Consider the following 24,681-nt stretch of genomic DNA (forward strand, 5'->3'; position numbering starts at 1 on the left):
TAAACTTTTCTCAACACAGCAGCAGTCGAGACCGGAAAGCAGGCTATAGCCACTTTTGAGAGCACAAGGTGAGATCGGCGACCCGACCAACCCTACGGCAAGCATCGGTGCCGGCGACCACGGTTCGGGTCCCGCAGCGCGCACCGTGCGCTCGAGTATCGAACTCGCTCCCGAATCCGTGTTCCCCTTCCTCGGTTCGGCCGACCAGAATCTGCGTGAACTCGAATCCCTGCTCGACGCGGACATCCACGTCCGAGGCAATTCCGTGACCCTCACCGGCAAAGCGGCCGACGTCGCGCTCGCCGAGCGGGTCATCGAGCAGTTGGTGGCGCTCACCGGCCGCAACCGCGTGGTGACTCCCGAGGCGGTACGCCACACCGTATCGATGCTCACCGAGGGCTCCAGCGACTCTCCCGCGGAGGTACTCAGCCTGGACATCCTGTCCCGACGCGGCAGGACCATCCGGCCCAAGACGCTCAACCAGAAGCGCTACGTCGACGCGATCGACGCCAACACCATCGTGTTCGGCATCGGGCCCGCCGGTACCGGCAAGACCTATCTGGCGATGGCCAAGGCGGTTCAGGCGCTGCAATCCAAGCAGGTCAACCGGATCATTCTCACCAGGCCCGCGGTCGAGGCGGGGGAGCGGCTCGGCTTCCTGCCCGGCACGCTGAACGAGAAGATCGACCCGTATCTGCGCCCGCTGTACGACGCGCTGCACGACATGATGGATCCGGAGGCCATTCCGAAGCTGATGGCGGCCGGTGTCATCGAGGTCGCGCCGCTGGCATACATGCGCGGCCGGGCGCAGCCTCTTCGTACGAAGGTCTTGACCCCGGAGGGATTCCGTCCGATCGGGGAGCTTCGGGTGGGAGACTTCGTCATCGGGTCGGACGGGCATCCGACCGAGGTGGTGGGCGTCTATCCGCAGGGTTTCAAGGAGATCTATCGGGTCTACACGCAGGATGGCGCATCAACGCTTGCCTCCGGCGATCACCTGTGGTCGGTGTACACGCGTTCCGACCGTCGTCGGGGCAAACCGCCGCGTGTGCTGCAAACAAAGGAGATGATCGGCAATCTCCGAGCGGCTCACTACCATCGCTACGAGCTGCCGGTCCTGAGCGGACCTGTTCGTTTCGAGTCTCGCGCGGTGCCGATGGATCCGTACGCGCTGGGATTGCTACTCGGCGACGGTTGTCTCACGGGTACGACGACGCCGAGCTTTGCTACCAACGATCCCGAACTGGCCGCAGCGGTCGAACAAGCGATCCCTGGCATTGTGCTGCGCCAGAAGTCGGCGGTCGACTACGTGATCAGCCGAGTCAAGCGTCCGGGTGAGCCGGTCACTACCGTCAACCCGGTAACCGCGATAGCCCGGCAGCTCGGACTCGCCGGTACCCGATCCGCTACGAAGTTCGTTCCTGGTGAGTACTTGCTCAACGGATACGAAGTCAGATTGGGCGTTCTGCAGGGACTGCTCGACTCGGATGGTGGTCCGGTTACGCAAAGTGGTCGAACTTGCCGCATCCAATTCACAACCGTATCGGCGCAGCTGCGTGACGACGTCGTGTTCCTGGTCCAGTCACTCGGCGGGATCGTCAACGTTCGTACGAGGGCCGCCGAAGGCCGGAAGCCTGGCTTGGCAAAAGGGCGGCCGGTAGCACATCGGTCGGACGCGCATATTCTCGACATCCGATTGCCGGAAGGTGTCGCACCGTTCCGGCTGGCTCGCAAGGCGGCTAAGTACCAGGAGTGCGGTGGTGGCCGGCCCATGCGTTTCATCGACCGGATCGAGACCGCGGGCACCGAGGAAGCAGTGTGCATTCGGGTTGCTGCTGCTGACTCGCTTTATGTCACCGAGGATTTCCTGCTGACGCATAACACCCTGAATGACTCGTTCATCATCCTCGACGAGGCGCAGAACACCACCGCCGAGCAGATGAAGATGTTCCTCACCAGGCTCGGGTTCGGCTCGAAGATCGTGGTGACCGGTGACGTCACCCAGGTCGACCTGCCCACCGGCGCGCGATCGGGCCTGCGGGCGGCCAGCGAGATCCTCACCGGAATCGAGGACATCCACTTCGCCGAGCTCACCAGCAGCGACGTGGTCCGGCACCGGTTGGTTTCGGACATCGTCGACGCCTACGATCGGGCCGAAGCCGACGCACGTCTGCCGGTTTCCCCGCATTACGGCGGCAACCGGGCCCAGCGGCGCGCCGCTGGCCGGACGGACCGCCGATAACGCGTTTCGCCTGGCGGGGCTCCGCTCCGCCGACGCGATCGCCGGGACCGTAGGCTATGCGGGTGAGCATCGAGATCGCCAACGAGTCGGGCATCGACGTACCCGAAGAAGAGCTGGTCAGCGTCGCGCGCTTCGTGATCGCCCGGTTGGACGTGCACCCCGCCGCGGAGCTGTCGATGGTGCTCGTCGATCTCGACACCATGGCCGACCTGCACATGCGGTGGATGGAACTGCCCGGTCCGACCGATGTCATGTCCTTCCCGATGGACGAACTCGAGCCGGGCGGACGGCCCGACAGCCCCGAACCAGGCCCGTCCATGCTGGGCGACATCGTGTTGTGCCCCGAGTTCGCCGCCGGCCAGGCGCGCAAGGCCGGCCACTCGCTGGACCACGAACTCGCGCTGCTCACCGTGCACGGCGTGCTCCACCTGCTCGGCTACGACCATGCCGAGCCGGAGGAGGAGAAAGAGATGTTCGCGTTGCAGGCCACGCTGCTCGAGGAGTGGTACGAGAGCCTGCAGGAGGCACAGCGGCAGGCCGAGCTCGCCGAACGCGACGCCCGGTTGCTGGGTAAGGCGGGCTTCACCACACCGGGTGATTCCCGGGATCCCGCGTGAATTCCCTGGCTCTGGTTCTGCTGGCGGTCCTGCTCATCTTGGTGGGTGGGGTCTTCGCGGGTATCGATTCCGCGCTGAACACGATCTCGCGGGCGCGCGTCGAGGACATGGTGCGCGCCGACCGGCCCGGTGCGGTGCGGCTGACCCGGATCGTCGCCGACCGGGCGCGCTATGTGAATCTCATGGTGCTACTTCGGATTCTGTGCGAGATCGGCGCCACGGTACTGCTGGCGGCGGGGCTGATGACGGTCTGGCCGCAGAATTGGGCGCTGCTGGTCACCGCGGCGGTGATGGTGCTGGTGTCCTATGTGGTGATCGGAGTCGGTCCGCGCACACTGGGCCGGCAGCACGCGTACTCGATCGCGCTGGCCGCGGCGCTGCCGCTGCAGTTCATCGGCGCGTTGCTCGGCCCGCTCAGCAGGTTGTTGATTCTGATCGGCAACGCGATCACCCCGGGCAAGGGCTTCCGCAACGGTCCGTTCGCGTCCGAGATCGAGCTGCGCGAGGTGGTCGAGATGGCCGGTGAGCGCGGCGTGGTGGCCGATGACGAACGCCGGATGATCCAGTCGGTCTTCGAACTCGGCGACACCACGGCCCGCGCCGTGATGGTGCCGCGCACCGAGATGGTCTGGATCGAGGCGGACAAGACCGCGGCGCAGGCGATATCGCTGGCCGTGCGCTCCGGACACTCGCGCATCCCGGTGATCGGCGAGAACGTCGATGACATCCTCGGCGTGGTCTACCTGAAAGACCTTGTGCCGTACGCGGATCGTAGTCGAAAGGTGCGGGTGCGCGAGGTCATGCGCCCCGCCGTGTTCATGCCCGACTCCAAACCGCTGGACAGCTTGCTCGACGAGATGCAACGCAGACGTAACCACATGGCGTTGCTGGTGGACGAGTATGGCGGCATCGCGGGATTGGTGACCATCGAGGACGTGCTCGAGGAGATCGTCGGTGAGATCGCCGATGAGTACGACACCGACGAGACCCCGCCCATCGAAGATCTCGGCGACGGACGCTACCGGGTATCGGCCCGGCTGTCGGTGGAGGATCTCGGTGAGCTGTACGGGCTGGATATCGAGGAGGAGGACGTCGACACAGTCGGCGGCCTGATGGCGCACGAACTCGGGCGGGTGCCGCTGCCCGGTTCGAAGGTCCAGGTGCACGGGCTGGTGCTGCGCGGCGAAGGCGGCGCGGACGCGCGGGGACGGATGCGAGTGAACACGGTGGTGGTCCGCAAATCGCGCGAGAAGGTCCCGGCCGGGAACGCCAACGGCGACAATCCCCATGGCAAGCGAAAGGCCAATGGATCGGAGCGGGAGACCCCGGCCGATCGCGACAAGGACGGAGACACCGAATGACCGAACTGGACGCCGAGGATAACAAGCTGGTCGTGCTGGCCCGTGGGGCGCTCGGCCGCACAGGTGGCGCGAGTGGCGCCGCCATCCGCGATACGGATGGGCGCACCTACGCCGCCGGCGAGGTGAACCTGACCGCGCTGCGGCTGACTGCGCTGCAAGCCGCGGTCGCCGCTGCCCTTTCCAGCGGGGCAGAGGGGTTCGAGGCGGCGGTTGTGGTCGGTGGGCGGTTGTCCGATTTCGGTGTCACCGCGGTGCGGGAGGTCTCGGCGGAGGCGCGGATCATCTTCACCGACCGCGAAGGTGCGGTATTCGAGATCGTCGACGATTCGGCCGATGCCGCCGACGCGGTGTCCGCCGACTCGGGTGAGGTGCACGGTGGGTGATCGGTCGACGACCCGGGAGGACGAATTCCGTTCCGGCTTCGTCTGTTTCGTCGGCCGCCCGAACACCGGTAAGTCGACGCTGACCAACGCGCTGGTCGGCGCGAAGATCGCGATCACCTCCTCGCGCCCGCAGACCACCAGGCACACCATTCGCGGCATCGTGCACCGTGCGCATACGCAGTTGATTCTGGTGGACACCCCGGGCCTGCATCGTCCGCGCACCCTGCTCGGCCAGCGCCTGAACGACCTTGTGCGGGATACGTATTCGGAGGTCGACGTGATCGCGCTGTGCATCCCGGCCGACGAGAAGATCGGTCCGGGCGATCGCTGGATCGTGCAGCAGGTCAAGCAGATGGCGCCGAAGACGACGCTGCTCGGCGTGGTCACCAAGATCGACAAGGTGGGCCGCGAGCAGGTGGCCCAGCAACTGCTGGCGCTCGCCCAGCTGCTCGGCCCGGAGGCCGACGTGGTGCCGGTGTCGGCAGTCGAGGGCGAGCAGGTCGAGGTCCTGGTGGACGTCATCGCCTCGAAGATGCCGGCGGGCCCGGCGTTCTACCCCGATGGCGAGCTCACCGACGAGCCCGAGGAAACGTTGATGGCCGAGCTGATCCGCGAGGCAGCGCTCGAGGGCGTCCGCGACGAACTGCCGCATTCGCTGGCCGTTGTCATCGAGGAGGTGCTGCCCTACGAGGACCGGGCGGACATGCTCGACGTGCACGCCCTGCTCTACGTCGAGCGCCCCAGCCAGAAGGCGATCGTCATCGGAAAGGGCGGCTCCCGGCTGAAGGAGGTCGGCACCAACGCCCGTAAACAGATCGAACACATCCTCGGCACCCGCATCTACCTGAACCTCCATGTGAAGGTGGCCAAGGACTGGCAGCGCGATCCGAAGCAGCTGGGCAAACTCGGGTTCTGAGTGTTCGGTATCGCCGGGTCGGGGTCATGCCCCGACGCGACAGCCGTCGGCTCGGCGCGGCCGACGGCGCACGGCATCACTTCGATGCGATCCACGACTGTTTGCGAAGTACTCATGCGCGCCGCATGACGTTTTTCGCGCCGTGGCCCGCATCAGTTGCTCGACGGTGCAGCGAGCCACGAGGCTGCGCCTGACGTCGCACGCCCCATCTCGACGCTCCGTGGACGCATTCCTGCCGACGCCGGCCGTGCACATCGGCCGCGAACACGCAGCGGAGCGCGCACTGCAATTAGACTCGGCACGTGCGTTTGTATCGGGACGAGGCGGTGGTGGTGCGCCAGCACAAGCTGGGCGAGGCGGATCGCATCGTCACGCTGCTCACCTGCCGGCACGGCCTGGTGCGCGCGGTCGCCAAGGGGGTGCGGCGCACCAAGTCGCGGTTCGGGGCTCGGTTGGAGCCGTTCTCCTACATTGATGTGCAGTTGCACCCGGGGCGCACGCTCGACACCGTCACTCAGGTGCACACCATGGAGTCGTTCGCCGCCGACATCATCGACGACTACGGCCGCTACACCACCGCGTGCGCGGTGCTGGAAACCGCCGAACGCTTGGCGGGCGAGGAACGCGCGCCCGCGCCCCGGCTGCACGCGCTCACCGCCGCCGCCCTGCGCGCGATCGCGGCCAAGCAGCGGCCGCACGAACTGATTCTGGACGCATTCCTGTTGCGCGCCATGGGTTTCGCGGGCTGGGCGCCCGCGCTGGACGAATGTGCCAAGTGCGCGACGCCGGGTGTGCACAGGGCGTTCCACGTCGCGGCGGGTGGCGCCGTGTGCGTGCACTGCCGTCCACCGGGCGCGGCGACACCCGCTCCCGGCGTACTCGACCTGCTTGTCGCACTGCGGCGGGGGGAGTGGGCGTATGTCGAGACGGTGCCCGAAGCGGTACGCAAACAGGCCAGCGGGCTGGTCGCGGCGCATCTGCAGTGGCATCTGGAGCGTCAGTTGCGCACGCTGCCGCTGATCGAGCGCTCCACGATGGCGGCTACCGGCAGGTGAGCCACAGCGCCGGACGGATCGCCGCCTGCATGGCTGCCCCGGCGTCACTCTACGAATTGCAGCTCTACCTGGGGCAGCTCGATCATGACCCGAGCGCACACCGCGCGGTGCCAGGTGGCTGGGTAGCGGGTATCGGGCTCGTGTTTGCTGTAGTCGTGGTTGGTCCGGTAGGTATGCAGGCGGGGCGAGATCTCCCCGGAGTCGATGGCTTCGACCATGGCCTCGACGACCTGCTCGGTCTCATCCGCGATGGCGGCGAGATCGCGGGCGACGAGGTCGGGAATCTGGAACGCCCCTTTCTCCCATCGCTCGACGGTGCGCTCCGCGACCGCGAAGAACCGCGCACACCAGGGGACCGGAAGGCCGAGTAATTCGCGTGTGGCCCGGAAGCCGGCGGCGGTTCCGGTGCCTGGTAAATCGGTCACGTTCGAGAAACCCCTCCCCAGTGTCACGATAAGGACAAGAATAAATCACTGTTGCCGGTGCGAAGTGTGGAATTCATCAGGAAGCAACGCGGCAGTACGGTCGTCGGCGGCGATCAGGCAGGATGGAGGCCGTGATCCTCCGCCGAGACTCCGCTACCGCGACCGCGCCGAACACCGCGGGCGTGGTCCGCCCACCCGCGCCGCATCCGTCCGGAGCTCGGCCGCCGCAGTTGCCGTCGGAACTGGTGCCCGATCATGTCGCGCTGGTGATGGACGGCAATGGGCGCTGGGCCCAGGAGCGTGGGTTGCCGCGCACCGCGGGTCACGAGCGCGGGGAGGCGGTGCTGATGGACACCGTCGAGGGCTGCATCGAGATCGGTGTGAAGTGGCTGTCGGCCTACGCCTTCTCCACCGAGAACTGGCGGCGCAGTCCCGAGGAGGTGCGTTTCCTCATGGGCTTCAACCGTGACGTGATTCGCCGCCGCCGCGACGAGATGAACGAGATGGGCGTGCGCGTGCGCTGGGCCGGTCGCAGGCCGCGCCTGTGGCGCAGCGTGATCAAGGAATTGGAGATCGCCGAGGAACTCACCAGGAACAACACGGTGATGACCCTCACGATGTGCGTCAACTATGGCGGTCGCGCCGAAATAGCCGATGCGGCAAGGGAGATCGCGCGCCGGGTGGCGGCGGGCGAGATCGATCCGGAGAAGGTGACCGAAGCGACGGTGGCGAAGTACCTGGACGAGCCCGATATGCCGGACGTGGATCTGTTCCTGCGCCCGTCGGGCGAGTTCCGCAGCTCCAACTTCCTCATCTGGCAGTCGGCCTATGCCGAATATGTCTATCAGGACACGCTTTTCCCCGATTTCGACCGGCGCAACCTCTGGGAGGCATGTCTGCAGTACGCGTCGCGAGACCGCCGGTTCGGCGGAGCCAAGTGAACGGCGGCGCGGAGATGGACGCAGCGGTCACCCCGGACCAGGAACTGCAGGCCCGTGCCGGCGCGTGCCTATCGCAGTATGGGATCGGTGTGCGTGTGGACCCCGACGGGTCGCTCGGATATCAGTACGAGGGCGCGCTGTGCTCACTGCGCGCGGTGAATCTCGCGCCCGGCCTGGACGTATTGACCCTGACCTGCGTGCTCGCCTGGGACCGTCCGCTGAAGCCGCAGCTGCACAAGCGCGTCGCCGAGCGGAACAACGCGCTGCAGTTCGGCTCGCTCACGGTGATCGGCCACGGCAAACTCGCCGACGTCATCCTGCGCTACACCTTCCCCGCCGCGGGATTGGACGACCAGGCTTTGACCACGATGCTGCTGCTCGTGCTGTCCAATGCGAGTCGCGCGCGCCAGGGACTTCTGCCTTGAGGGCATGACATCGGTCGTGCCGAAGTCGTGACAGCCGTGCGAGGTTGGGGACCGGGTTTCCCGCGACCGTAGAGGCATGACTTCAGCAACGACCGCCGCGGTCCCGAGTCCGACGCGGCACACATGCCAGCCGTCGTACTGCGCGACCTGCGCAAGAGCTTCCGCACCCAGGGTTTGCTGTGCCGTCGCGCCGGCCCGTCCTCGTGCGGCGCGACGGCTCGGCTCAGCCCACCGTGAACGACAGGGTGGGTGCGGTGGCGGCGCCCGGTTGCTTCTGGGCGTTGTAGGTCACCGTGTAGGGGCCGGTGCCGGGGGAGGGCACCACGAAGATCACGTAGTTCTTCGGGTTGTCGATGGTCTCGTTCGCGTTGAGCAACTCGTTGATCGGGCCGCGGACATCGGCGGCCACGGTCTGGCCGTCGGGGGTCCGGACGGTGAAGTAGTCGTAGAAGATGTTCGTTCCGCCCGCGGCGATGCCGGGCCCGCCGACCAGTTTGATCCGCAGTGCCAGATCGGATTTGCCGTTCTCGTTCTTGGTGTAGCTCGGGCTGATCCGCCCGCCGGTGACCTGGATGGTCGTCTGGTCCTGCACGAGGGTGCCGGTGACGGCCAGCGGCTTGGGTTGGACGCTGTCCACCTTGCCTGCCGCGGCGAGCGGAATCTTGGTCTGGTTGTCGGCGGCCTGGCCGTACACGATGGTCATCGTGTCGATGAGGTGCTCAGCGTCCTTGGCCGATTTGAACGACGTGGTCGCGGTGCCGGTCGCAGAGCCGTTGCCGGGCACGGTCGGGCTGTCGAAGATCGCGCCACCGTCCACCTCTTTGCCGACCAGCAGCGACGGCGTGATGCTCAGCGTGTGGTTGTCGAGAGTGGTGTTCTTGTAGGTGATGTCGATGCGCACCTTCGCGCCGCCGTATTCGTCCGGCACGACGGTCGCCTTGTCCACGGTGATGTCGAATCCGTCGTACCAGCCGGTCTTGCCGACGGTGCGGACCGTCGACTGCCCGTTCGTCCCGCCCGGCTCGGCGGCGACTCCGGTGGCGGTGGTCGCCGGGACCGCCACCGGCGTGCCGGGCTCGTCCTGGCACGCCGAAAGCAACAGCGCCGAGGCCACGACGAGCGCGGCGCCGGCGACGGTCACGGCCCGGCGGCGCACCGGGCGTACGGATGAGTCGATGATCGTTGACACGCTGCCTCCCAGCAGAGGTGAATCCTCCGTATCGAACCCGGATCGGCCCGGGCCTTTCGAGGATCTCGCCGGTGAATCTCCGCTGGTCGCAGCCGCGTTAACCCGACACGCCGGGAATCGGGCCGATTACCGGTCGCGGCGCAGCGCCGTCCCGCAGGACGTGCAGGTGCCGAATACCTCGAGGGTGTGGCTGATCTCGGTGAAGCCGTGCTCGCCCGCGATCGCTTCCGTCCATGCCTCGACGGTCGGGCCCTCCACCTCGACGGTGCGGCCGCAGTGCCGGCACACCAGATGGTGGTGGTGGCCGGTGGAGCACTGGCGGTAGACCGATTCGCCGGAGTCGGTGCGCAGCACATCCACCATGCCCGCGTCGGCCAGCGACTGCAGCGTCCGGTAGACCGTGGTCAGGCCGATGCCCTCGCCGCGTTTGCGCAGCTCGTCGTGTAGCTCCTGGGCGGAGCGGAACTCGTCGATGTCTCCGAGCAACGCGGCGATGGCGCTGCGCTGCCTGGTGCTGCGGATGCCGACCGGTTTCTGTGCGGCGGCGGCCGTGTTCTCTGGCACGAATCACCCTTCCTCGGCGTGTGCGACGGCGTCGACGACGATATGCGCGAGATGGTCGTCGACCAGTTCGTAGAGCACCTCGCGACCCGACCGCTCACCGTGCACGACGCCAGCGGCCTTGAGGATACGTAGATGCTGGCTGACCAGTGGTTGGGTGACGCCGAGGGCGTCGACCAATTCGTGCACACAGCGCGGCGACTCGCGTAACTGCAGCACGATAGCAATACGAACCGGCGCCGCCAGCGCCCGTAACAATTCACCCGCGTCCTCCAGCACGGTTCGCGCGGGTACCAGCGCCGGGCCGGGCGACCGATAGGGATTGTGCGGCGGCGCCGCGGCGGTCTCGGCAGTCATGTCACCAACTCCTTAATGGAAAGCATTACCATTTTGCGTATGCATGGGTGCGCATGTCAACCGGGCGCGCCGCTACCGTGCGGTTGAGGCCGGCAATCGCAAAGCCGATAGGCTTGGCGCAATCGCAGCGTGCACGCAAAGCTCTCGCGTCGCGTACACGCAATAATCCGACTCGTAGTGGATGGAGAATTCTCGAGTGGCACCCAAGTCGAAGGTGGACACCGTTGCCAACCTCGCCAAGCGCCGGGGTCTGGTGTACCCGTGCGGTGAGATCTACGGAGGCACCAAGTCGGCATGGGACTACGGTCCGCTGGGTGTCGAGCTCAAGGAGAACATCAAGAAGCAATGGTGGCGCGCTATGGTCACCAGCCGCGAGGATGTCGTCGGCCTCGACTCCTCGGTGATTCTGCCGCGCCAGGTGTGGGTCGCCTCCGGCCACGTCGGTGTGTTCAACGACCCGCTGGTCGAATGCCTGCACTGCCACCACCGTTTCCGGCAGGACCACCTGCAGGAGGCGTACGCGCTGAAGAACAAGCTCGACGACCCGGACACGGTCTCGATGGAACTCATCGCCTGCCCGAACTGCGGCACCGTCGGCCGCTGGACCGAGCCGCGCGACTTCAACATGATGCTCAAGACCTTCCTCGGCCCGATCGAGTCCGAGGAAGGCCTGCACTACCTGCGGCCGGAGACCGCGCAGGGCATCTTCGTGAATTTCGCCAACGTGATGACCACCGCGCGCAAGAAGCCGCCGTTCGGTATCGCCCAGATCGGCAAGAGCTTCCGCAACGAGATCACCCCGGGCAATTTCATCTTCCGCACTCGTGAGTTCGAGCAGATGGAGATGGAGTACTTCGTCAAGCCGGGCGAAGACGAGCAGTGGTACAAGTACTGGATCGAGACGCGGCTGTCCTGGTACACCGATCTCGGCATCACCCCCGACAACCTGCGGCTGTTCGTGCATCCGAAGGACAAGCTCTCGCACTACTCGGCGGGCACCACCGACATCGAGTACCGCTTCGGTTTCCAGGGCAACGAGTGGGGTGAGCTGGAGGGCATCGCCAACCGCACCGACTTCGACCTGAAGACGCACTCCGAGCACTCCGGCACCGAGCTGAGCTTCTTCGACCAGACCACCAACGAGCGCTATGTCCCGTACGTCATCGAGCCGGCCGCGGGTCTCACCCGATCGCTGATGGCGTTCCTGGTCGACGCCTATGCCGAGGACGAGGCGCCGAACGCCAAGGGCGGGGTGGACACCCGCACGGTGTTGCGGCTGGATCGCCGACTCGCCCCGGTGAAGGCGGCTGTGCTTCCGCTGTCGCGCAACGCTGATCTGACGCCGAAGGCGAAAGACCTCGCGGACCGGCTGCGCAGGAACTGGAATGTCGAGTTCGACGACGCGGGCGCCATCGGCCGCCGCTACCGTCGCCAAGACGAGATCGGCACGCCGTTCTGCGTCACGGTCGACTTCGAAACGCTCGAAGATCAGGCGGTGACCATCCGCGAGCGCGACTCCATGACCCAGGAGCGCATCGCGCTGGACAAGGTGGAGGGCTACCTCGCCCAGCACCTGATCGGCGCCTGATTTCCGGCACGCCCCGGGGCGTGATCGGTCCCGGGGCGTGATCGCTCAGGAAGCGTTCTTGCGCCCGATGATTCCGATCGTGGTCGGAATGAGCAGTGCGGCACCGGGTTCAGCACGGCACGTCCCAAAATGCGAGCTCGTGCCGCATTCCCGTACGGAACAGGTCTTCGGCGCGTGCCGGGTCGGCGCCGGACTCATCGATCATCTGTGCGCAGCGGTCGGTGAGGGCGGCGAATCCCGGATCGGCGTAGGTGTCGACCCAGCGGCGATAACGCGGCTCGGTGGGAGGGTTGCGGGCCAGCCGCGCTCCGAGCGTCGAATACCCCCACATGCAGGGGTAGAGGGCGGCGAGGCCTTCGCCATAGGACGCGGCGGATTCCAGGAGGAACGCGGTATAGGCCGCGCATGGTGAGCCTTTGACGGCGCCTTCCAAGTCCGCGCCGAACTCGGCGGCCAGCGAGCGATGCAGCGACAGCTCCTCGTGGTAGGTAGCGTGCGCGAGGTCGACCAAGTCGCCCAGGTGCGCTGCCGGGGCCTGCCAGGCGAGGCGGGCGAACACTCGGACGTAGTCGAGCAGGAACAGATAGTCCTGCTCCAGCCAGGACCGGAAGGTCGATTCGGGCAGGGTGCCTTCCGCGATGCCGACCACGGTGGGGTGGGCGAGCTGTTCCTCGACCGCAAGCAGGCCGATGTCCTCCAGATGTGCCGAGAGACTCATACCGGCAGTCTTCCGCATCCGGCCGCCCGGTCGGTTTGCAGACATCGCGATGGTGCCGCACCCTTGCGGAGTGTCATGGGATGAGGACGATCTGGTTCGCGTGTTGGCGCCTTCTGAACAGCGGTTCGTGCGGCACGGCACCTACACGGGCCGGTCGGTGTCGGTGCGGGGAGCGCTCGATCCCGCAGCGCTGCAAGAGGCGTTCGCGACGTTGCGGCGCGCCTATCCGGTGGTGGGCTGCCGCATCATCGAAAACGCTGTGGGACAGGGATATCTGCTGTGCGCGGACGAGCGGGCATGGGTCCCGGCGTCGGTACGCGAGGGTGACGTGACGGAGATCGGCGTTCCGGTGGTGGACCCGGTGGTCCAGCTGGCGTACGTGGACGTCGTCCGTGCGAGCGCGGACCGTTGGCGTGTCACGCTGTTCGTCCACCACAGCGTCGCCGACGCCGGGCTTTGCGTCGAACTGCTGACGCGACTGTGGGCGTACTACACCGACATCGTCCAGCGAGTGCCGATAACCGTTGTGCCACATGACCTTCCTCGATCTTTGGAGTGGCAGGTCGCGGCGCGCGGCATCGCCAGGGCTGCCGTGTCCGGATTCGAGGATGTGACCAATCCTCTCCCGCCAGAAGCGCGGGACGTGCCTGCCGGCAGCGCGCGGTCCGGTGCGAGCACTCTGGCACGCCCACGCCGCGTGCGGCTGGACGCGGACGTCACCGCGCGGATCGTGGGGCTCGGCCGCACCGGGGGAGTGCCGATGAACGGACTGATCACCGCCGCACTGCTGCGCGCGTACGCGCGCGAGACCGCGGGGGGCGCGACCCGGCTGGGTTGTCTGTATCCGGTGGATCTGCGCACCCGGCTCCAACCACCGGTGTCCGCATCGGCGGGCACCAATATGGCCGGGTTGGCTTCGTTTGCGGCGCAGGTGGATCCGGCCGCGAGTTTTCTCGAGCTGGCACAGAGTATTTCGGCGCGGCTGGCGCACGATTTGTCCGAGGGAATCGTGCAGCAGTCCGTCCTGCATTTCCCGGATTACTACGGCGAGAACAGAATTCATTCCCTGGCCGGGCATATCGCCGTGACCAACACCGGCGTCGTCCCGCAACTGCGTGTACCGCCGGCCATTCATTTGACCGACTACGAGATCGTCTATCTCTCGGCACACCCCCGCCCTTCCGCCGGCGGCTCGGCCGCGGTCACCTTCCTGGTCTACACCTTCGCGCGTGAGCTGATCGTCGGCGTGCTCGGCGGCGGTGTGCCCGCCGGCGGTCTGCTCGCGGCGGTACGGTCCGAGTTGACCGCGCTGTCGGCGGTCTGTGCCCGCTGAGCGCCTGGTCCCACCGCAGCTGGATGGACTCTCGCAACTGGCGGTTGCGCCTGCCGTGTCCGCGGTGGAGACCAAGCTCACCTCGTGGCTGGTACCGGTGCCGCGGAGGTCGTTCGCGCCGGTCCAGCGCTCGAGCGCCCCGAGAATTCCGGCGCCACGCGGATCGCGAGCCGGCAAGCGAGGCGAAGGCGCGGCCGCTGTGTAGCTAACATCGTTTCGTGATCACCATCGATCGTCCGTACACCGGCCACGTGTCGCAGGACTCGAACCCGCAGCAACGCGACGTTGCGGGCGCCCGCATCGTCAAAATGTCCGTCGGCCAGATGGACAACAACTGCTACTTGGTGCAGTGCGCGAACACCGGCGCCGCGGTGCTCATCGACGCCGCCAACGAGGCACCGCGCATCGCCGCTCTCCTCGAGCAGGAAGTGCCCGGGCAAGTCCAGCTGATCGTCACTACCCACCAGCACCGTGACCACTGGCTGGCGCTGACGGAGACCATCGCCGCCACCGGCGCCCCGTCCGCCGCCCATCCGCTGGACGCCGATGCGCTCCCGGCCCGCCCGGACCGGCTGCTCGCCGAGGGCGACACTGTCCGTATCGGTGACCTGGTCTTCGAGGTCATCCATCTGCAGGGCCACACGCCCGGCTCGATCACCCTCGCCCTCACCGACGGCGACGATCGCACGCACCTGTTCACCGGCGACTCCCTGTTTCCCGGCGGCATCGGCCGCACCGCGTCCCCGGAGGCATTCACCTCCCTGCTCACGGACGTCACCACCAAACTCTTCGACCGCTACCCCGACGACACCGTGGTATATCCCGGCCACGGCGACGACACCACGCTCGGAAACGAACGCCCTCAACTTCCTGCCTGGCAGGCCCGAGGCTGGTAGTTCCGGGCGTCTCGCGAACGGACACAGCCCGGTCGGTGTCGCTCGTGTGCGCCTCGTGGTGCTCGGCCGGACGCCGGAGACACCGACGAAGCGGTGAGCTCGGCCGCGTCGGTGCGGCCGGGCTACCGTCCGGAACTGGATCGCATACTGTTGCTGAGCGGCGCCGAGACGCCGAACCTCTGGTGGTCACCGTCCGCGCGGATGCGAGAGGTCGGCGAGCCATGCGGGGTTCGGCGCGGGTGATATCAGCTATCCGGGGGTTCGGCACCGCTCCTGGCAGACTTGGGGGGTGGATTTGCCAACGATGCGCACCCGAGCCGTTTCGGCTCCCGGCCCGGTACCGCCGCGCGGCTTCGGCGCGGGGCTGCTGCGCTGGACGCGGCGACTGGTCGGCGGCTCGGTCGTGATGGCGGCGGTGCTGGTCGGCGGAACGGCGTTTCGCGTATGGCAGGTCGCGCGCATCGATGACTACACGAAAGCCGACGCGATCGTCGTGCTCGGTGCCGCGCAATATTCCGGAACGCCGTCCTCGGTGTTCGAAGCGCGGCTGGACCGGGCGTACCGGCTGTTCCGTGCCGGCGTTGCCCCCCGCGTCATCACCGTGGGCGGCAAGCAAGAGGGCGACCTGTTCACCGAAGCGGCTTCGGGCAAGAACTACCTGCAAGCCCGCGGCGTGCCGAGCGACAAGATCCTGGCCGTCGAGACCGGTTCGGACACGCTGCGCAGCGTCGAGGCGGTCGCCACGGCGATGCGGGCGCGGGATATGTCCTCGGCGGTGCTGGTCAGCGATCCGTGGCATTCGCTGCGCACCCGCACCATGGCGCGCGACGAGGGATTGTCCGCCTGGACCGCGCCGACCAGGACCGGTCCCGCGGTCTACACCCGGGAATCACAGGCGCACGGTATCGCCCGGGAGACCGGCGCGCTGCTGTGGTATCAACTCACCCACTTCTCGGCGGACTTCAGCTACACAGCGGGACAGTGAGATTCGATGAGCGACCGATACACCGAGCACGACCGGGAGCGCCTCGTCGTCGAGGGTGCCAAGACCGCTGGTCTCGGCCCGCCGCGCAGTGAATTCGAGACCGGCCACCGCACCGAGTTCGCCCGCGACCGCGCCCGCGTGCTGCACTCCGCCGCGCTGCGCAGACTGGCCGACAAAACGCAGGTGATGGGCCCGCGCGATGGCGACACGCCACGCACCCGGCTCACCCATTCGATCGAGGTCGCCCAGATCGGCCGCAGCATCGCCGACGGGCTCGGCTGCGATCCGGACCTGGTCGACCTGGCCGGCCTCGCCCATGACATCGGCCACCCGCCCTACGGCCACAACGGCGAGGCGGCGCTGGACGAATTCGCCGACGCCTACGGCGGGTTCGAAGGCAACGCGCAGAACCTGCGCATCCTCACCCGGCTCGAACCCAAGGTGCTCGAGGCCGACGGCGCGACCGGCAGCGCCGGTCTCAACCTGACCCGGGCCGCCCTGGACGCGGCGCTGAAATACCCGTGGGGCCGAACGGGTTCCGGCACGAAATTCGGCGCGTACGACATCGACACGGACCGTCTGGAATGGATCCGCAAGGGTGCGCCGGACCGGCGGCGCAGCCTGGAGTGTCAGATCATGGACTGGTCCGACGACGTCGCCTACTCGGTGCACGACGTCGAGGACGGCGTACTCGCCGGCCGGATCGATCTGCGCGCGCTGGCCGATCCTGCCGAACAGGACGCGCTGGCGGCGCTCGGCCAGTTCCAGCATTCGCTCGCGGCCGACGAGTTGATCGCCGCGGCGCAACGGCTGTCGGAACTACCGGTCGTCGCGGCGGCATCCGGGTACGACGGCACGTTCGCCGCTTCGGTTGCGCTCAAGCGCCTCACCAGCGAACTCGTCGGCCGCTTCGCCACCGCCGCGATCATGGCGACCAGGGCGGTCGCCGGGCCGCAGCCGCTGTCCCGGTATGCCGCCGACCTGGAAGTTCCGCGCATCGTCGCCGCCGAGGTGGCCTTGCTGAAGACGGTCGCGCTGCGCTACGTGATGTCCGATCCGGCGCACCGGCTGCGGCAGGCCGCCCAGCGTGAACGCCTCCTCACCGTGGCCGATCGGCTGCTGGCCACCGCCCCGCACGGCCTCGATGCGGTCCTGCTGCCGTTCTGGGACGCCGCCACCGACGATGCCGCCCGCGTCCGTGTCATCGTCGACCAGATCGCCTCGTACACCGAAAGCCGCTTGGAGCGCATCGCCGTCGATCTGGGCTCCTAGTGCACGCCCCGGACGAAGCCGTCCGTACGCAGGCTGCGCGACAGTTGATCAAAAGCGCGGCAACCGTCCGGTGCGACGAGCCGCACGGGCGCGTCGCCCCCGCCTTCGCCTAGAATCTCTGCCGTGGCCGGCCGAATTCCTGATCGCGATATCGCGACAATACGTGAACGCGTCAGGATCGAAGACGTGGTGGGGGAGTACGTCGCGCTGAAACGCGCGGGCGCTGATTCCATGAGAGGTCTGTGCCCGTTCCACGACGAGAAGTCGCCGTCGTTCCATGTGCGGCCCAACCACGGCCTGTTCCACTGCTTCGGCTGCGGCGAGGGCGGCGACGTCTTCGCCTTCCTGCAGAAGATCGAGCACGTCGGCTTCGTCGAGGCGGTCGAGCAGCTGGCCGACCAGGTCGGCTACCGGATCAACTACGAGGGCGGCGGCACCTCGGTGCAACGCGATCGCGGCACCCGTGCCCGGCTGGTCGCGGCGAACGCGGTGGCGCACGAGTTCTACCAGGCCCAGCTGCGCGAGCCGGGTGCCGAGGCGGCCCGCAAGTACCTCACCGATCGCAATTTCGACGCGGCTGCCGCCCAGCAGTTCGGCTGCGGCTATGCCCCCACCGGGTGGGACACCGTCACCAAGCACCTGCTGCGCAAGGGTTTCGACGTCAAGGAACTCGAGGCCGCCGGGCTGTCCAAACAGGGCCAGCGCGGCCCGATCGACCGCTTCCACCGGCGTCTGCTGTGGCCGATCCGCAACCTCGGCGGCGACGTCATCGGGTTTGGCGCGCGCAAGCTGTTCGACGACGACACGATGCCGGGCAAGTACATCAACACGCCGGAGACCTTGCTGTACAAGAAGTCTCAGGTGCTGTTCGGTCTCGACCACGCCAAGCGCGAGATCGCCAAGGGCCACCAGGCGGTCGTGGTCGAGGGCTACACCGATGTCATGGCGATGCATCTGGCCGGTGTGAAAACCGCCGTCGCGTCCTGCGGCACCGCCTTCGGCGACGAGCACCTCGCGCTACTGCGCCGCCTGCTGATGGACGACAATTTCTGGCGCGGCGAGATCATCTACACCTTCGACGGCGACGCGGCCGGCCAGGCCGCGGCGCTGAAAGCCTTTTCCGGCGACCAGAAACTGGCGGGCCAGACCTACATCGCCATCGCGCCGGATGGGCAAGACCCGTGCGACCTGCGTCAGCACTCCGGCGACAACGCCGTGCGCGACCTGGTTGCCCGCCGAACACCGCTGTACGAGTTCGTGATTCGCGGGCTGCTCGCCGACCACAACCTGGATACCGCTGAGGGTCAGGTGGAGGCGCTGCGCCGCGCGGTGCCGGTGGTTGCCCAGATCAAGGACAACGCGCTGCGCAAGGCGTATGCGACCAAACTGGCCGGCTGGGTCGGCTGGGACGATATCCAGACCGTCGTGCGTCGCGTCGGCGAGGAGGCCAAGCGGCATCGCAACGGCGGCGGCGGTGGACGTCCCGGGGCGCGAGCGCCCGCGCCGCGCCAGGTGGTCGCCGAACATCCTGCGGCACGGCCCAACCCGAACGATCCCACCCTCCTGCCGCAACGACAGGTGCTCGCCGCCGCGCTGCAGTACCCGGCTATGGCGGGAGCGGGTTTCGACGCGCTCGAGTCCGATGCCTTCACCCATCCCGCGTACACGGTCATTCGCACGCTGATCGGCGAGGCAGGCGGTACGGCGGCCGGGCTCGGCGGCGCCGAGTGGGTCAACGCCGTCGCCGACCGCACCGACGACCTGACCGTGCGCGCGCTGCTCTCGGAGCTGGCCACCGAGCCGTTACCGGTGAAGTCGGAGGCGGACATCCCCCGCTTCGTCGCCGGTGTGCTGGCACGCACCCAGGAGGCCTGGGTCGGCAGGCAGATCGCCGAACTCAAGTCCAAGTTGCAGCGGGTGTCATCGACCGAGCAGCCAGAGGCCTACTTCGCCCTGTTCGGTGACCTCGTCGCACTGGAGCAGTACCGTAAGAGCCTGCTCACCCAGGCCATGGGCAACCACAGCGACTTCGCCACCGGAGCGTAGGGGCTACGCGGCGGAGTGATTCCGCACACCTCGTTCGACCGGGCGCGAGCCGCGTGCTGAGCTCGGATAGCGCCTGGTCAGCGCCGCAGCTGGTCGTGCGGCACCAGGACGGTGGTCCGCTCGTCCAGCGGCTCCATCGGCTCCAGGCGGGGGCGGGTGCTGAGCTTATCCGCCAGTTTCTGCCTGCCGACCAGCACGAGCTTGCGGGTCACCGGGCTCTCGGTCAGCGCACGCGTCGCGGCGCTGATCTGTTCGTAGCGAGCCCGCCCGGCTTTGCTGCCGAGTACGTACCCGGCCGCCACGCCGATGATCAACCGCAGCATCTCGATGTGCTCCTCCCAGTTGCCAGTTCGCCGCCACCATCCTGCCCGACGCCCCCCGCGCATGTCGATCCGGATCCCCGCTGTCAGCGCCCCCGCAGCCGGGGACAAGTCAGCAGGTAGCGACGCGATTTGGGCTCCTGCCCAGCGATACGCTAAAGTTTCACCTCGGTCCGCCCGGTAGCCACCGGACGAGCCGAGGACAATCCCCTATAGCTCAATTGGCAGAGCAGCCGACTGTTAATCGGCAGGTTTCTGGTTCGAGTCCAGATGGGGGAGCTGTGACCAGGGCGAACGCGTCAATTCGACCCTGGTTTGTCCGTTTCTGGGGTCGGGAGTCGTGACGGTCTACGCCCTCGCCGTGGTCGTGTCGTTCGTACTCGGCTTCATGCTCGGCCGTCGTCGCTCGACACCCCGCCTGCCTCGGCGGCACAGCGTTGCGCACTTCGAGATGGCCTCCGAGACGACGCTCGAGCTGCCGGTGGTCACCGATCGGGACGCATGATGGACGCACTGCCGTGTCCATCCCTGATTCGTCTCCAGAGCGGCTGGCACGTGTTCGCTCGAGTGATCGTATGGTGACGATCGTCGTCGTCCGACGCACGCTGAGGTGCAGCGTCGGAGAGTGACCGCCGTTGGTGCTGTTGCCGAGGCGGCGATGGGTGTCGGAGACCGGGCACCGCCTGAGATGTCGTGGGTCGGTGGCGACGCGGTCAGGTGACCAGGCTCGGATCCGGTACCGGCAGATCGAATAAAATGCCCCTGACCAGCGATTTCTTCGTATAGGGCGGGAAATTGGGTGGTTTGTGTCGGTGCCTACCGGAATACTGGCCCGCGCCCGATGAGTTCGAGTAGTCGATTCCGTCTCAACCACTGTGGCGCCGGGACGCGATCCGCGTGACTCGGTGACGGGCCACCTACTTCTGCCCCTACTCCGGAGGTATCCGATGTTCGCCGAACCATCCGCTCCCGTCTCGGGAGGCCGGACACCGACCGTCATCCGGGTGCTGGTGCTCGCGACGTTCGTAGTGATCCTGAACGAGACCATCATGATCAACGCGATCCCGCGGCTCATGGTGGACCTCGCGATCAGCGATCGGGCCGCGCAATGGGTGTCCACCGCATTCATGCTGACGATGGCGGCGATCATTCCGACTACCGGCTGGTTCCTGCAGCGAGTGTCGACGCGGCAGGCGTACGCGGTGGCGATGGGGGTCTTCCTGGCCGGTACTGCGCTGTCGGCCGCCGCGCCGTCGTTCGCGGTGCTGCTACTCGGACGGATCATCCAGGCCGGCGGGACCGCGGTGATGATGCCGTTGCTGATGACCACGCTGATGACGGTGGTGCACGAGCACGACCGCGGCCGGGTGATGGGCAATGTCACCCTGGCCATTTCGGTGGCACCGGCGATGGGGCCGGTGATTTCCGGAGCGGTACTGCAGATCGGTTCGTGGCGTTGGCTTTTCGTGCTGGTGCTGCCGATCGCGGGGGTGATCACTTGGCTGGGACTGCGCCAGCTGGAGAACGTCGGTGAACCGCGCGCCGGGCAGATCGACTCGGTCAGCGTGGCATTGGCCGCGCTCGGGTTCGGGGGACTGGTGTTCGGGCTCAGCCGGTTCGAAAGCGGCAATTTCACCAGTCCGGCGCTGATCGTCGCCGCGGGCTCGGCGCTGATCGCTGGGTTCGTGCTGCGTCAGTTGAGTCTGCAGCGCAGCGGCACTCCGCTGCTGGATCTGCGGGTGCTGCTGTCGGGCACGTATACCAAAGCGCTGGTCCTGATGTCGGTCGCGTTCATGGCGATGCTCGGGTCGATGATCCTGTTGCCGTTGTACCTGCAGAACCTGCGGGGGCTGAGCCCGTTGGCGACCGGTTTGCTGGTGATGCCGGGCGGAATGGCGATGGGTCTGCTGGGACCGACCGTCGGTCGCCTGTTCGACCGGTTCGGTGGACGCCTGCTGGTGATCCCCGGATCGATCGGGATCGCGGCGTCGCTGGCCGGGTTCACCCAGATCTCGATGACGATGCCGTACTGGCAGCTGCTGGGCCTGCACGTGCTGCTGATGCTGTCGCTGGCCGCGGCTTTCACCCCCGTCTTCACTCTCGGTCTGGGCGCGCTGCCGCAGCATCTGTACTCGCACGGCAGCTCCATGCTCGGCACTCTGCAGCAGGTCGCCGCAGCGTTCGGCACCGCGCTGGTGGTAACAGTGATGTCGGCCCGCAGCACGACGCTCGTCGAGTCGGGCGCCGACGCCGTCACGGCCCACCTCGACGGTATGCGCCTGGCGTTCCTCGTCTCTGCGGCCTTGGCGCTGATCGTGGTCATCATGGCGGTGTTGCTGCCGAGTCGGGCCGTTGCCCGGGAACAATTCGAGGAGACCGAGACAATCCCCGAATTTGCCAAGAGCTGAACCGGATTCGCTGCAACGAAGCCCCGGCCGCGTTGCTTGGGCGCCGGGGACTTCGTCGCACGGCCTTCACGGCCAGCGCGTGGCCGAATCGGCGACGGGCCGGTCATCACGGGCCCGCTTGCTGCCCTCCTGATGATCGTGACCTGCCGCCGGCAAGGGTGGGACCAGCTCGCCGCAGCTGAGGCGGCTCTGCTCACCGAGCGTGACCGACGGTAGTCGGCGGAGTTCGGACGCCGTCGGTTGTTTCGGCGAGTCCGGTCAGGGCCTGCGGCAATGGGCCCAGGTGCAGGACGCCGAGGCGCTGAGTCGCGCGGGTGAGGGCGACGTAGAGTTCGGCGGCGCCGCGTGGGCCGTCGGCGAGGATCCGTTCTGGTTCCACGACCAGGACGGCGTCGTACTCCAGGCCCTTCGTCTGCGAGGCAGCCACCGCGCCCGGGACGCCCGGTGGACCGATCACGACGCTGGTACCTTCGCGGCAGGCTTCGTCGCGCACAAATTCCTGGATGGCACAGGAGAGCTCGTCCTGCGTCACCCGTCTGGACCAGGGCCGCACGCCGCACGCGCGGACCGACTCCGGCGGCCGGATGCCGGGTGCGAACTCCGTGAGGAGCGCGGCGGCGACAGTCATGATCTCCGCCGGCGTGCGGTAATTCACCGACAGCGACCGGTAGACCCAGCGGCCGGGCACGTACGGCTCCAGCATCGTGTACCACGAGGTGGCTCCCGCGACCGACCGGCGTTGGGCGAGATCGCCGACCACCGTGAAGGATCGGCCCGGGCAGCGCCGCATCAGTACGCGCCAGTCCATTTCGGACAGTTCTTGCGCCTCATCGACCACGACGTGCCGGTAGGTCCAGTCCCGGTCCGCGGCAGCGCGTTCGACGAGTTCCCGGCTGTCGCGCTCGAGGAAGCGATCGGCCAGATCCTCGGCATAGAGCAGGTCCTGGGCGATCAGGTGGTCTTCGTCGTCCATCAAATCTTCGCGGCGGATCATAAGGTCGAGCACGCCCGCGGCGTACTCGGCTTGCTGCGTCCGTTCGCGCTCGGCGGCCCGATCGGTCGCGTTGTCCCGGCCCAGCAAATCGACCAGTTCGTCGAGCAGCGGCACGTCCGACACCGTCCAAGCGTCGCCATCGGTGCGCAAAAGCGAGTGGTCGGCGCCCGCCGCTCGCAGTCGTTCGAAAGACGTGTACAGCTGCGCCAACAGGGTTTCCGGCGTCAGTATCGGCCACAGTTCGTCGAGCGCGGCGGTGAACGCGTCGTGGTCGGCGAGTTCTTTACGCAGGTCCGCCCGCAGATCCTCCCATGCTTCGCGGTCCGCCCTGGTCAGCCAACCCCGGCCGATGCGGGTGATCGCCCGTTCGGTGAGCACCCACGTGACGATCTCAGTGAAGACGGCGCGGGCCTCATTGTGCGGCAGCCCGCTCGCGCGCGCCTCCTCCCGGGCCCACTCCGCGGTCTCGGCGTCGATCCGCACCGTGACGTCCGCCAGTTCGATCAGCACCGGATCCTCCGGCAGCCGTTGCCGATCGGCGATCGCCGCCGCGAGCACGTCCAGGATCTTCAGTGAGCCCTTGAGCCGCGCGGCTTGCGCGGTGTCCTCGGCGGTGACGCGCAATCCGGGCACGAAGTCGCCCGTGGTCATGAACACCACGTTGGTCTCGCCCAGCGACGGCAGAACGCGGCCGATATGGTTCAGGAAAGCCGGATTCGGCCCGACCACGAGCACACCATTGCGCTCCATCTGCTCCCGCTGGATGTAGAGCAGATACGCGACGCGGTGCAGCGCCACCACGGTCTTCCCGGTGCCCGGACCACCCTCGATCACGAGCACCCCTGGGTGATCGAGCCGGATGATCTGGTCCTGTTCGGCCTGGATCGTGGCTACGATGTCGCGCATCCCGGCACCGCGCGGCGCGTTGACCGCCGCGAGCAGGGCTGCGTCTCCGCGCTCGGCGCCACCGGGGCGGCCGAGGACTTCGTCGGTGAAATCCACCACCTGACGCCCGCGGGTGTGGAACTGGCGGCGTCGATGCATGTTCTCCGGGTTCGCGGCGGTGGCGATGTAGAACGCGCGCGACGCCGGCGCGCGCCAATCGAGCAACAGCGGTTCGTACTCGTTCTCCTCGTCGAAAATGCCGATCCGGCCGATGTAGCACTGTTCGTCCGAGACGGTGTCCAACCGGCCGAAGCACAGCCCATTGTCCGCAACGTCCAGCCGTCTCGCCTCCTTGGCCAGGGCACGCACCTCGGCATCCCGTTCCACGAGTGCTTTGCCGTTTTCGCGCAACGCTGCGGTGTACTTGGTCTTGACTCGCACGCGCTCGGCGTCGAGCCGCGCGTAGAGCCCGGCCACGTAGCTCTGCTCGGACCGCAATTCGTCTTCGTACTGCTGCGTCGACACGTTGCCCCTCCTTCTCCTGGCCCGCGATCCCATCTGGTTCCCCGTGGTTCCCTCGGACACCCACTCTCGACTGAGCGTCGAGCGGCGGCGTCGCGGCCACGGCGCAGGTTCTGGCTTTGGCCAGCGATTCTGCAGTACGACCCGGGTCTTGCCGCAAGCCCCCGGTTGCGCTATACGATGAAGAGGGAAGGAGCGGTCGGCCTTGTCCGGCAGCTACCGGTAGGCGGGATTCTCGAAAT

At 67.3% G+C, this 24,681-nt stretch carries 23 protein-coding genes and 1 tRNA gene; 17 read left to right on the forward strand and 7 right to left on the reverse strand.

Annotated features, from left to right (window positions below):
* Positions 1–145: 145 nt before the first annotated feature.
* From ACT86A_RS01415 to recO, 6 genes are all read left to right on the forward strand, one after another.
* Positions 146–2,242, forward strand: coding sequence for a PhoH family protein (locus tag ACT86A_RS01415; protein WP_445090312.1), 2,097 nt, complete (start codon positions 146–148; stop codon positions 2,240–2,242).
* A gap of 62 nt (positions 2,243–2,304) precedes the next feature.
* Positions 2,305–2,859, forward strand: a complete 555-nt coding sequence (ybeY, locus tag ACT86A_RS01420) for an rRNA maturation RNase YbeY (protein WP_445090116.1) — start codon at positions 2,305–2,307, stop codon at positions 2,857–2,859.
* The gene (locus ACT86A_RS01425) at positions 2,856–4,220 is read left to right on the forward strand and encodes a hemolysin family protein (RefSeq protein WP_445090117.1); all 1,365 of its coding nucleotides are present in this window, start codon (positions 2,856–2,858) and stop codon (positions 4,218–4,220) included. Before ybeY ends, ACT86A_RS01425 begins: the two co-directional genes overlap by 4 nt.
* Complete coding sequence (locus ACT86A_RS01430; RefSeq protein ID WP_445090118.1) at positions 4,217–4,603, forward strand: cytidine deaminase-like protein; 387 nt, start codon at positions 4,217–4,219, stop codon at positions 4,601–4,603. The genes ACT86A_RS01425 and ACT86A_RS01430 overlap by 4 nt, the downstream gene beginning before the upstream one ends.
* Positions 4,596–5,519, forward strand: a complete 924-nt coding sequence (gene era / locus ACT86A_RS01435; protein WP_445090119.1) for a GTPase Era — start codon at positions 4,596–4,598, stop codon at positions 5,517–5,519. The genes ACT86A_RS01430 and era overlap by 8 nt, the downstream gene beginning before the upstream one ends.
* 302 nt (positions 5,520–5,821) lie before the next feature.
* The gene (gene recO, locus ACT86A_RS01440; protein WP_445090120.1) at positions 5,822–6,574 is read left to right on the forward strand and encodes a DNA repair protein RecO; all 753 of its coding nucleotides are present in this window, start codon (positions 5,822–5,824) and stop codon (positions 6,572–6,574) included.
* A 44-nt stretch (positions 6,575–6,618) separates the two neighbouring features.
* On the opposite strand, the gene ACT86A_RS01445 is transcribed toward recO, so the two are convergent.
* Positions 6,619–6,999 (reverse strand): Aca2/YdiL-like domain-containing protein, encoded by a 381-nt coding sequence (locus ACT86A_RS01445; RefSeq protein ID WP_445090121.1) that lies wholly within the window; start codon positions 6,997–6,999, stop codon positions 6,619–6,621.
* Positions 7,000–7,121: 122 nt separating this feature from the next.
* Between ACT86A_RS01445 and ACT86A_RS01450 the strand changes: the two genes are divergently transcribed.
* Complete coding sequence (locus tag ACT86A_RS01450) at positions 7,122–7,940, forward strand: isoprenyl transferase (protein ID WP_445090122.1); 819 nt, start codon at positions 7,122–7,124, stop codon at positions 7,938–7,940.
* A gap of 14 nt (positions 7,941–7,954) precedes the next feature.
* Positions 7,955–8,365: a YbjN domain-containing protein gene (locus ACT86A_RS01455; RefSeq protein ID WP_445090313.1), complete on the forward strand. Its 411-nt coding sequence runs from the start codon at positions 7,955–7,957 to the stop codon at positions 8,363–8,365.
* Positions 8,366–8,588: 223 nt separating this feature from the next.
* On the opposite strand, the gene ACT86A_RS01460 is transcribed toward ACT86A_RS01455, so the two are convergent.
* The 3 genes from ACT86A_RS01460 to ACT86A_RS01470 form a co-directional block, all read right to left on the reverse strand.
* Positions 8,589–9,554 (reverse strand): hypothetical protein, encoded by a 966-nt coding sequence (locus tag ACT86A_RS01460; RefSeq protein WP_445090123.1) that lies wholly within the window; start codon positions 9,552–9,554, stop codon positions 8,589–8,591.
* Between the two features lie 126 nt (positions 9,555–9,680).
* Positions 9,681–10,118, reverse strand: coding sequence for a Fur family transcriptional regulator (locus ACT86A_RS01465; RefSeq protein ID WP_445090124.1), 438 nt, complete (start codon positions 10,116–10,118; stop codon positions 9,681–9,683).
* A gap of 3 nt (positions 10,119–10,121) precedes the next feature.
* Positions 10,122–10,472 carry an ArsR/SmtB family transcription factor gene (locus ACT86A_RS01470; protein ID WP_445090125.1) on the reverse strand — a complete coding sequence of 117 codons (351 nt, stop codon included), beginning with the start codon at positions 10,470–10,472 and terminating at the stop codon, positions 10,122–10,124.
* Between the two features lie 196 nt (positions 10,473–10,668).
* Here ACT86A_RS01470 and ACT86A_RS01475 point away from each other — a divergent pair, with 196 nt between their 5' ends.
* A complete protein-coding gene (locus ACT86A_RS01475; RefSeq protein WP_445090126.1) occupies positions 10,669–12,060 on the forward strand; it encodes a glycine--tRNA ligase in 1,392 nt (463 codons plus the stop codon).
* 109 nt (positions 12,061–12,169) lie between these two features.
* Here the strand turns inward: ACT86A_RS01475 and ACT86A_RS01480 are convergent, their stop codons facing one another.
* Positions 12,170–12,778, reverse strand: a complete 609-nt coding sequence (locus ACT86A_RS01480) for a TenA family protein (RefSeq protein WP_445090127.1) — start codon at positions 12,776–12,778, stop codon at positions 12,170–12,172.
* Between the two features lie 100 nt (positions 12,779–12,878).
* Between ACT86A_RS01480 and ACT86A_RS01485 the strand changes: the two genes are divergently transcribed.
* The 5 genes from ACT86A_RS01485 (at position 12,879) to dnaG (ending at position 19,310) form a co-directional block, all read left to right on the forward strand.
* On the forward strand, positions 12,879–14,111 hold the full coding sequence (locus ACT86A_RS01485; RefSeq protein WP_445090128.1) for a phthiocerol/phthiodiolone dimycocerosyl transferase family protein: 1,233 nt from the start codon (positions 12,879–12,881) through the stop codon (positions 14,109–14,111).
* A gap of 218 nt (positions 14,112–14,329) precedes the next feature.
* A complete protein-coding gene (locus tag ACT86A_RS01490; RefSeq protein WP_445090129.1) occupies positions 14,330–15,007 on the forward strand; it encodes an MBL fold metallo-hydrolase in 678 nt (225 codons plus the stop codon).
* A gap of 304 nt (positions 15,008–15,311) precedes the next feature.
* Positions 15,312–15,992, forward strand: a complete 681-nt coding sequence (locus ACT86A_RS01495; protein ID WP_445090314.1) for a YdcF family protein — start codon at positions 15,312–15,314, stop codon at positions 15,990–15,992.
* 6 nt (positions 15,993–15,998) lie between these two features.
* On the forward strand, positions 15,999–17,264 hold the full coding sequence (locus ACT86A_RS01500; protein WP_445090130.1) for a deoxyguanosinetriphosphate triphosphohydrolase: 1,266 nt from the start codon (positions 15,999–16,001) through the stop codon (positions 17,262–17,264).
* 123 nt (positions 17,265–17,387) lie between these two features.
* Positions 17,388–19,310, forward strand: a complete 1,923-nt coding sequence (dnaG, locus tag ACT86A_RS01505) for a DNA primase (RefSeq protein WP_445090131.1) — start codon at positions 17,388–17,390, stop codon at positions 19,308–19,310.
* A 77-nt stretch (positions 19,311–19,387) separates the two neighbouring features.
* On the opposite strand, the gene ACT86A_RS01510 is transcribed toward dnaG, so the two are convergent.
* Complete coding sequence (locus ACT86A_RS01510; RefSeq protein ID WP_043688781.1) at positions 19,388–19,633, reverse strand: hypothetical protein; 246 nt, start codon at positions 19,631–19,633, stop codon at positions 19,388–19,390.
* Positions 19,634–19,836: 203 nt separating this feature from the next.
* On the opposite strand from ACT86A_RS01510, the gene ACT86A_RS01515 reads away from it, so the two are divergent.
* From ACT86A_RS01515 to ACT86A_RS01525, 3 genes are all read left to right on the forward strand, one after another.
* Positions 19,837–19,909, forward strand: a tRNA-Asn gene (locus ACT86A_RS01515).
* Positions 19,910–19,970: 61 nt separating this feature from the next.
* Entirely contained in the window at positions 19,971–20,135 is a 165-nt protein-coding gene (locus ACT86A_RS01520) for a hypothetical protein (protein ID WP_445090132.1), read from the forward strand.
* A 442-nt stretch (positions 20,136–20,577) separates the two neighbouring features.
* The gene (locus tag ACT86A_RS01525; protein ID WP_445090133.1) at positions 20,578–22,038 is read left to right on the forward strand and encodes an MDR family MFS transporter; all 1,461 of its coding nucleotides are present in this window, start codon (positions 20,578–20,580) and stop codon (positions 22,036–22,038) included.
* A gap of 193 nt (positions 22,039–22,231) precedes the next feature.
* On the opposite strand, the gene helR is transcribed toward ACT86A_RS01525, so the two are convergent.
* Complete coding sequence (gene helR, locus ACT86A_RS01530) at positions 22,232–24,442, reverse strand: RNA polymerase recycling motor ATPase HelR (RefSeq protein WP_445090134.1); 2,211 nt, start codon at positions 24,440–24,442, stop codon at positions 22,232–22,234.
* Positions 24,443–24,681 lie beyond the last annotated feature (239 nt).

The organism is Nocardia glycosmidis, from assembly GCF_052545115.1.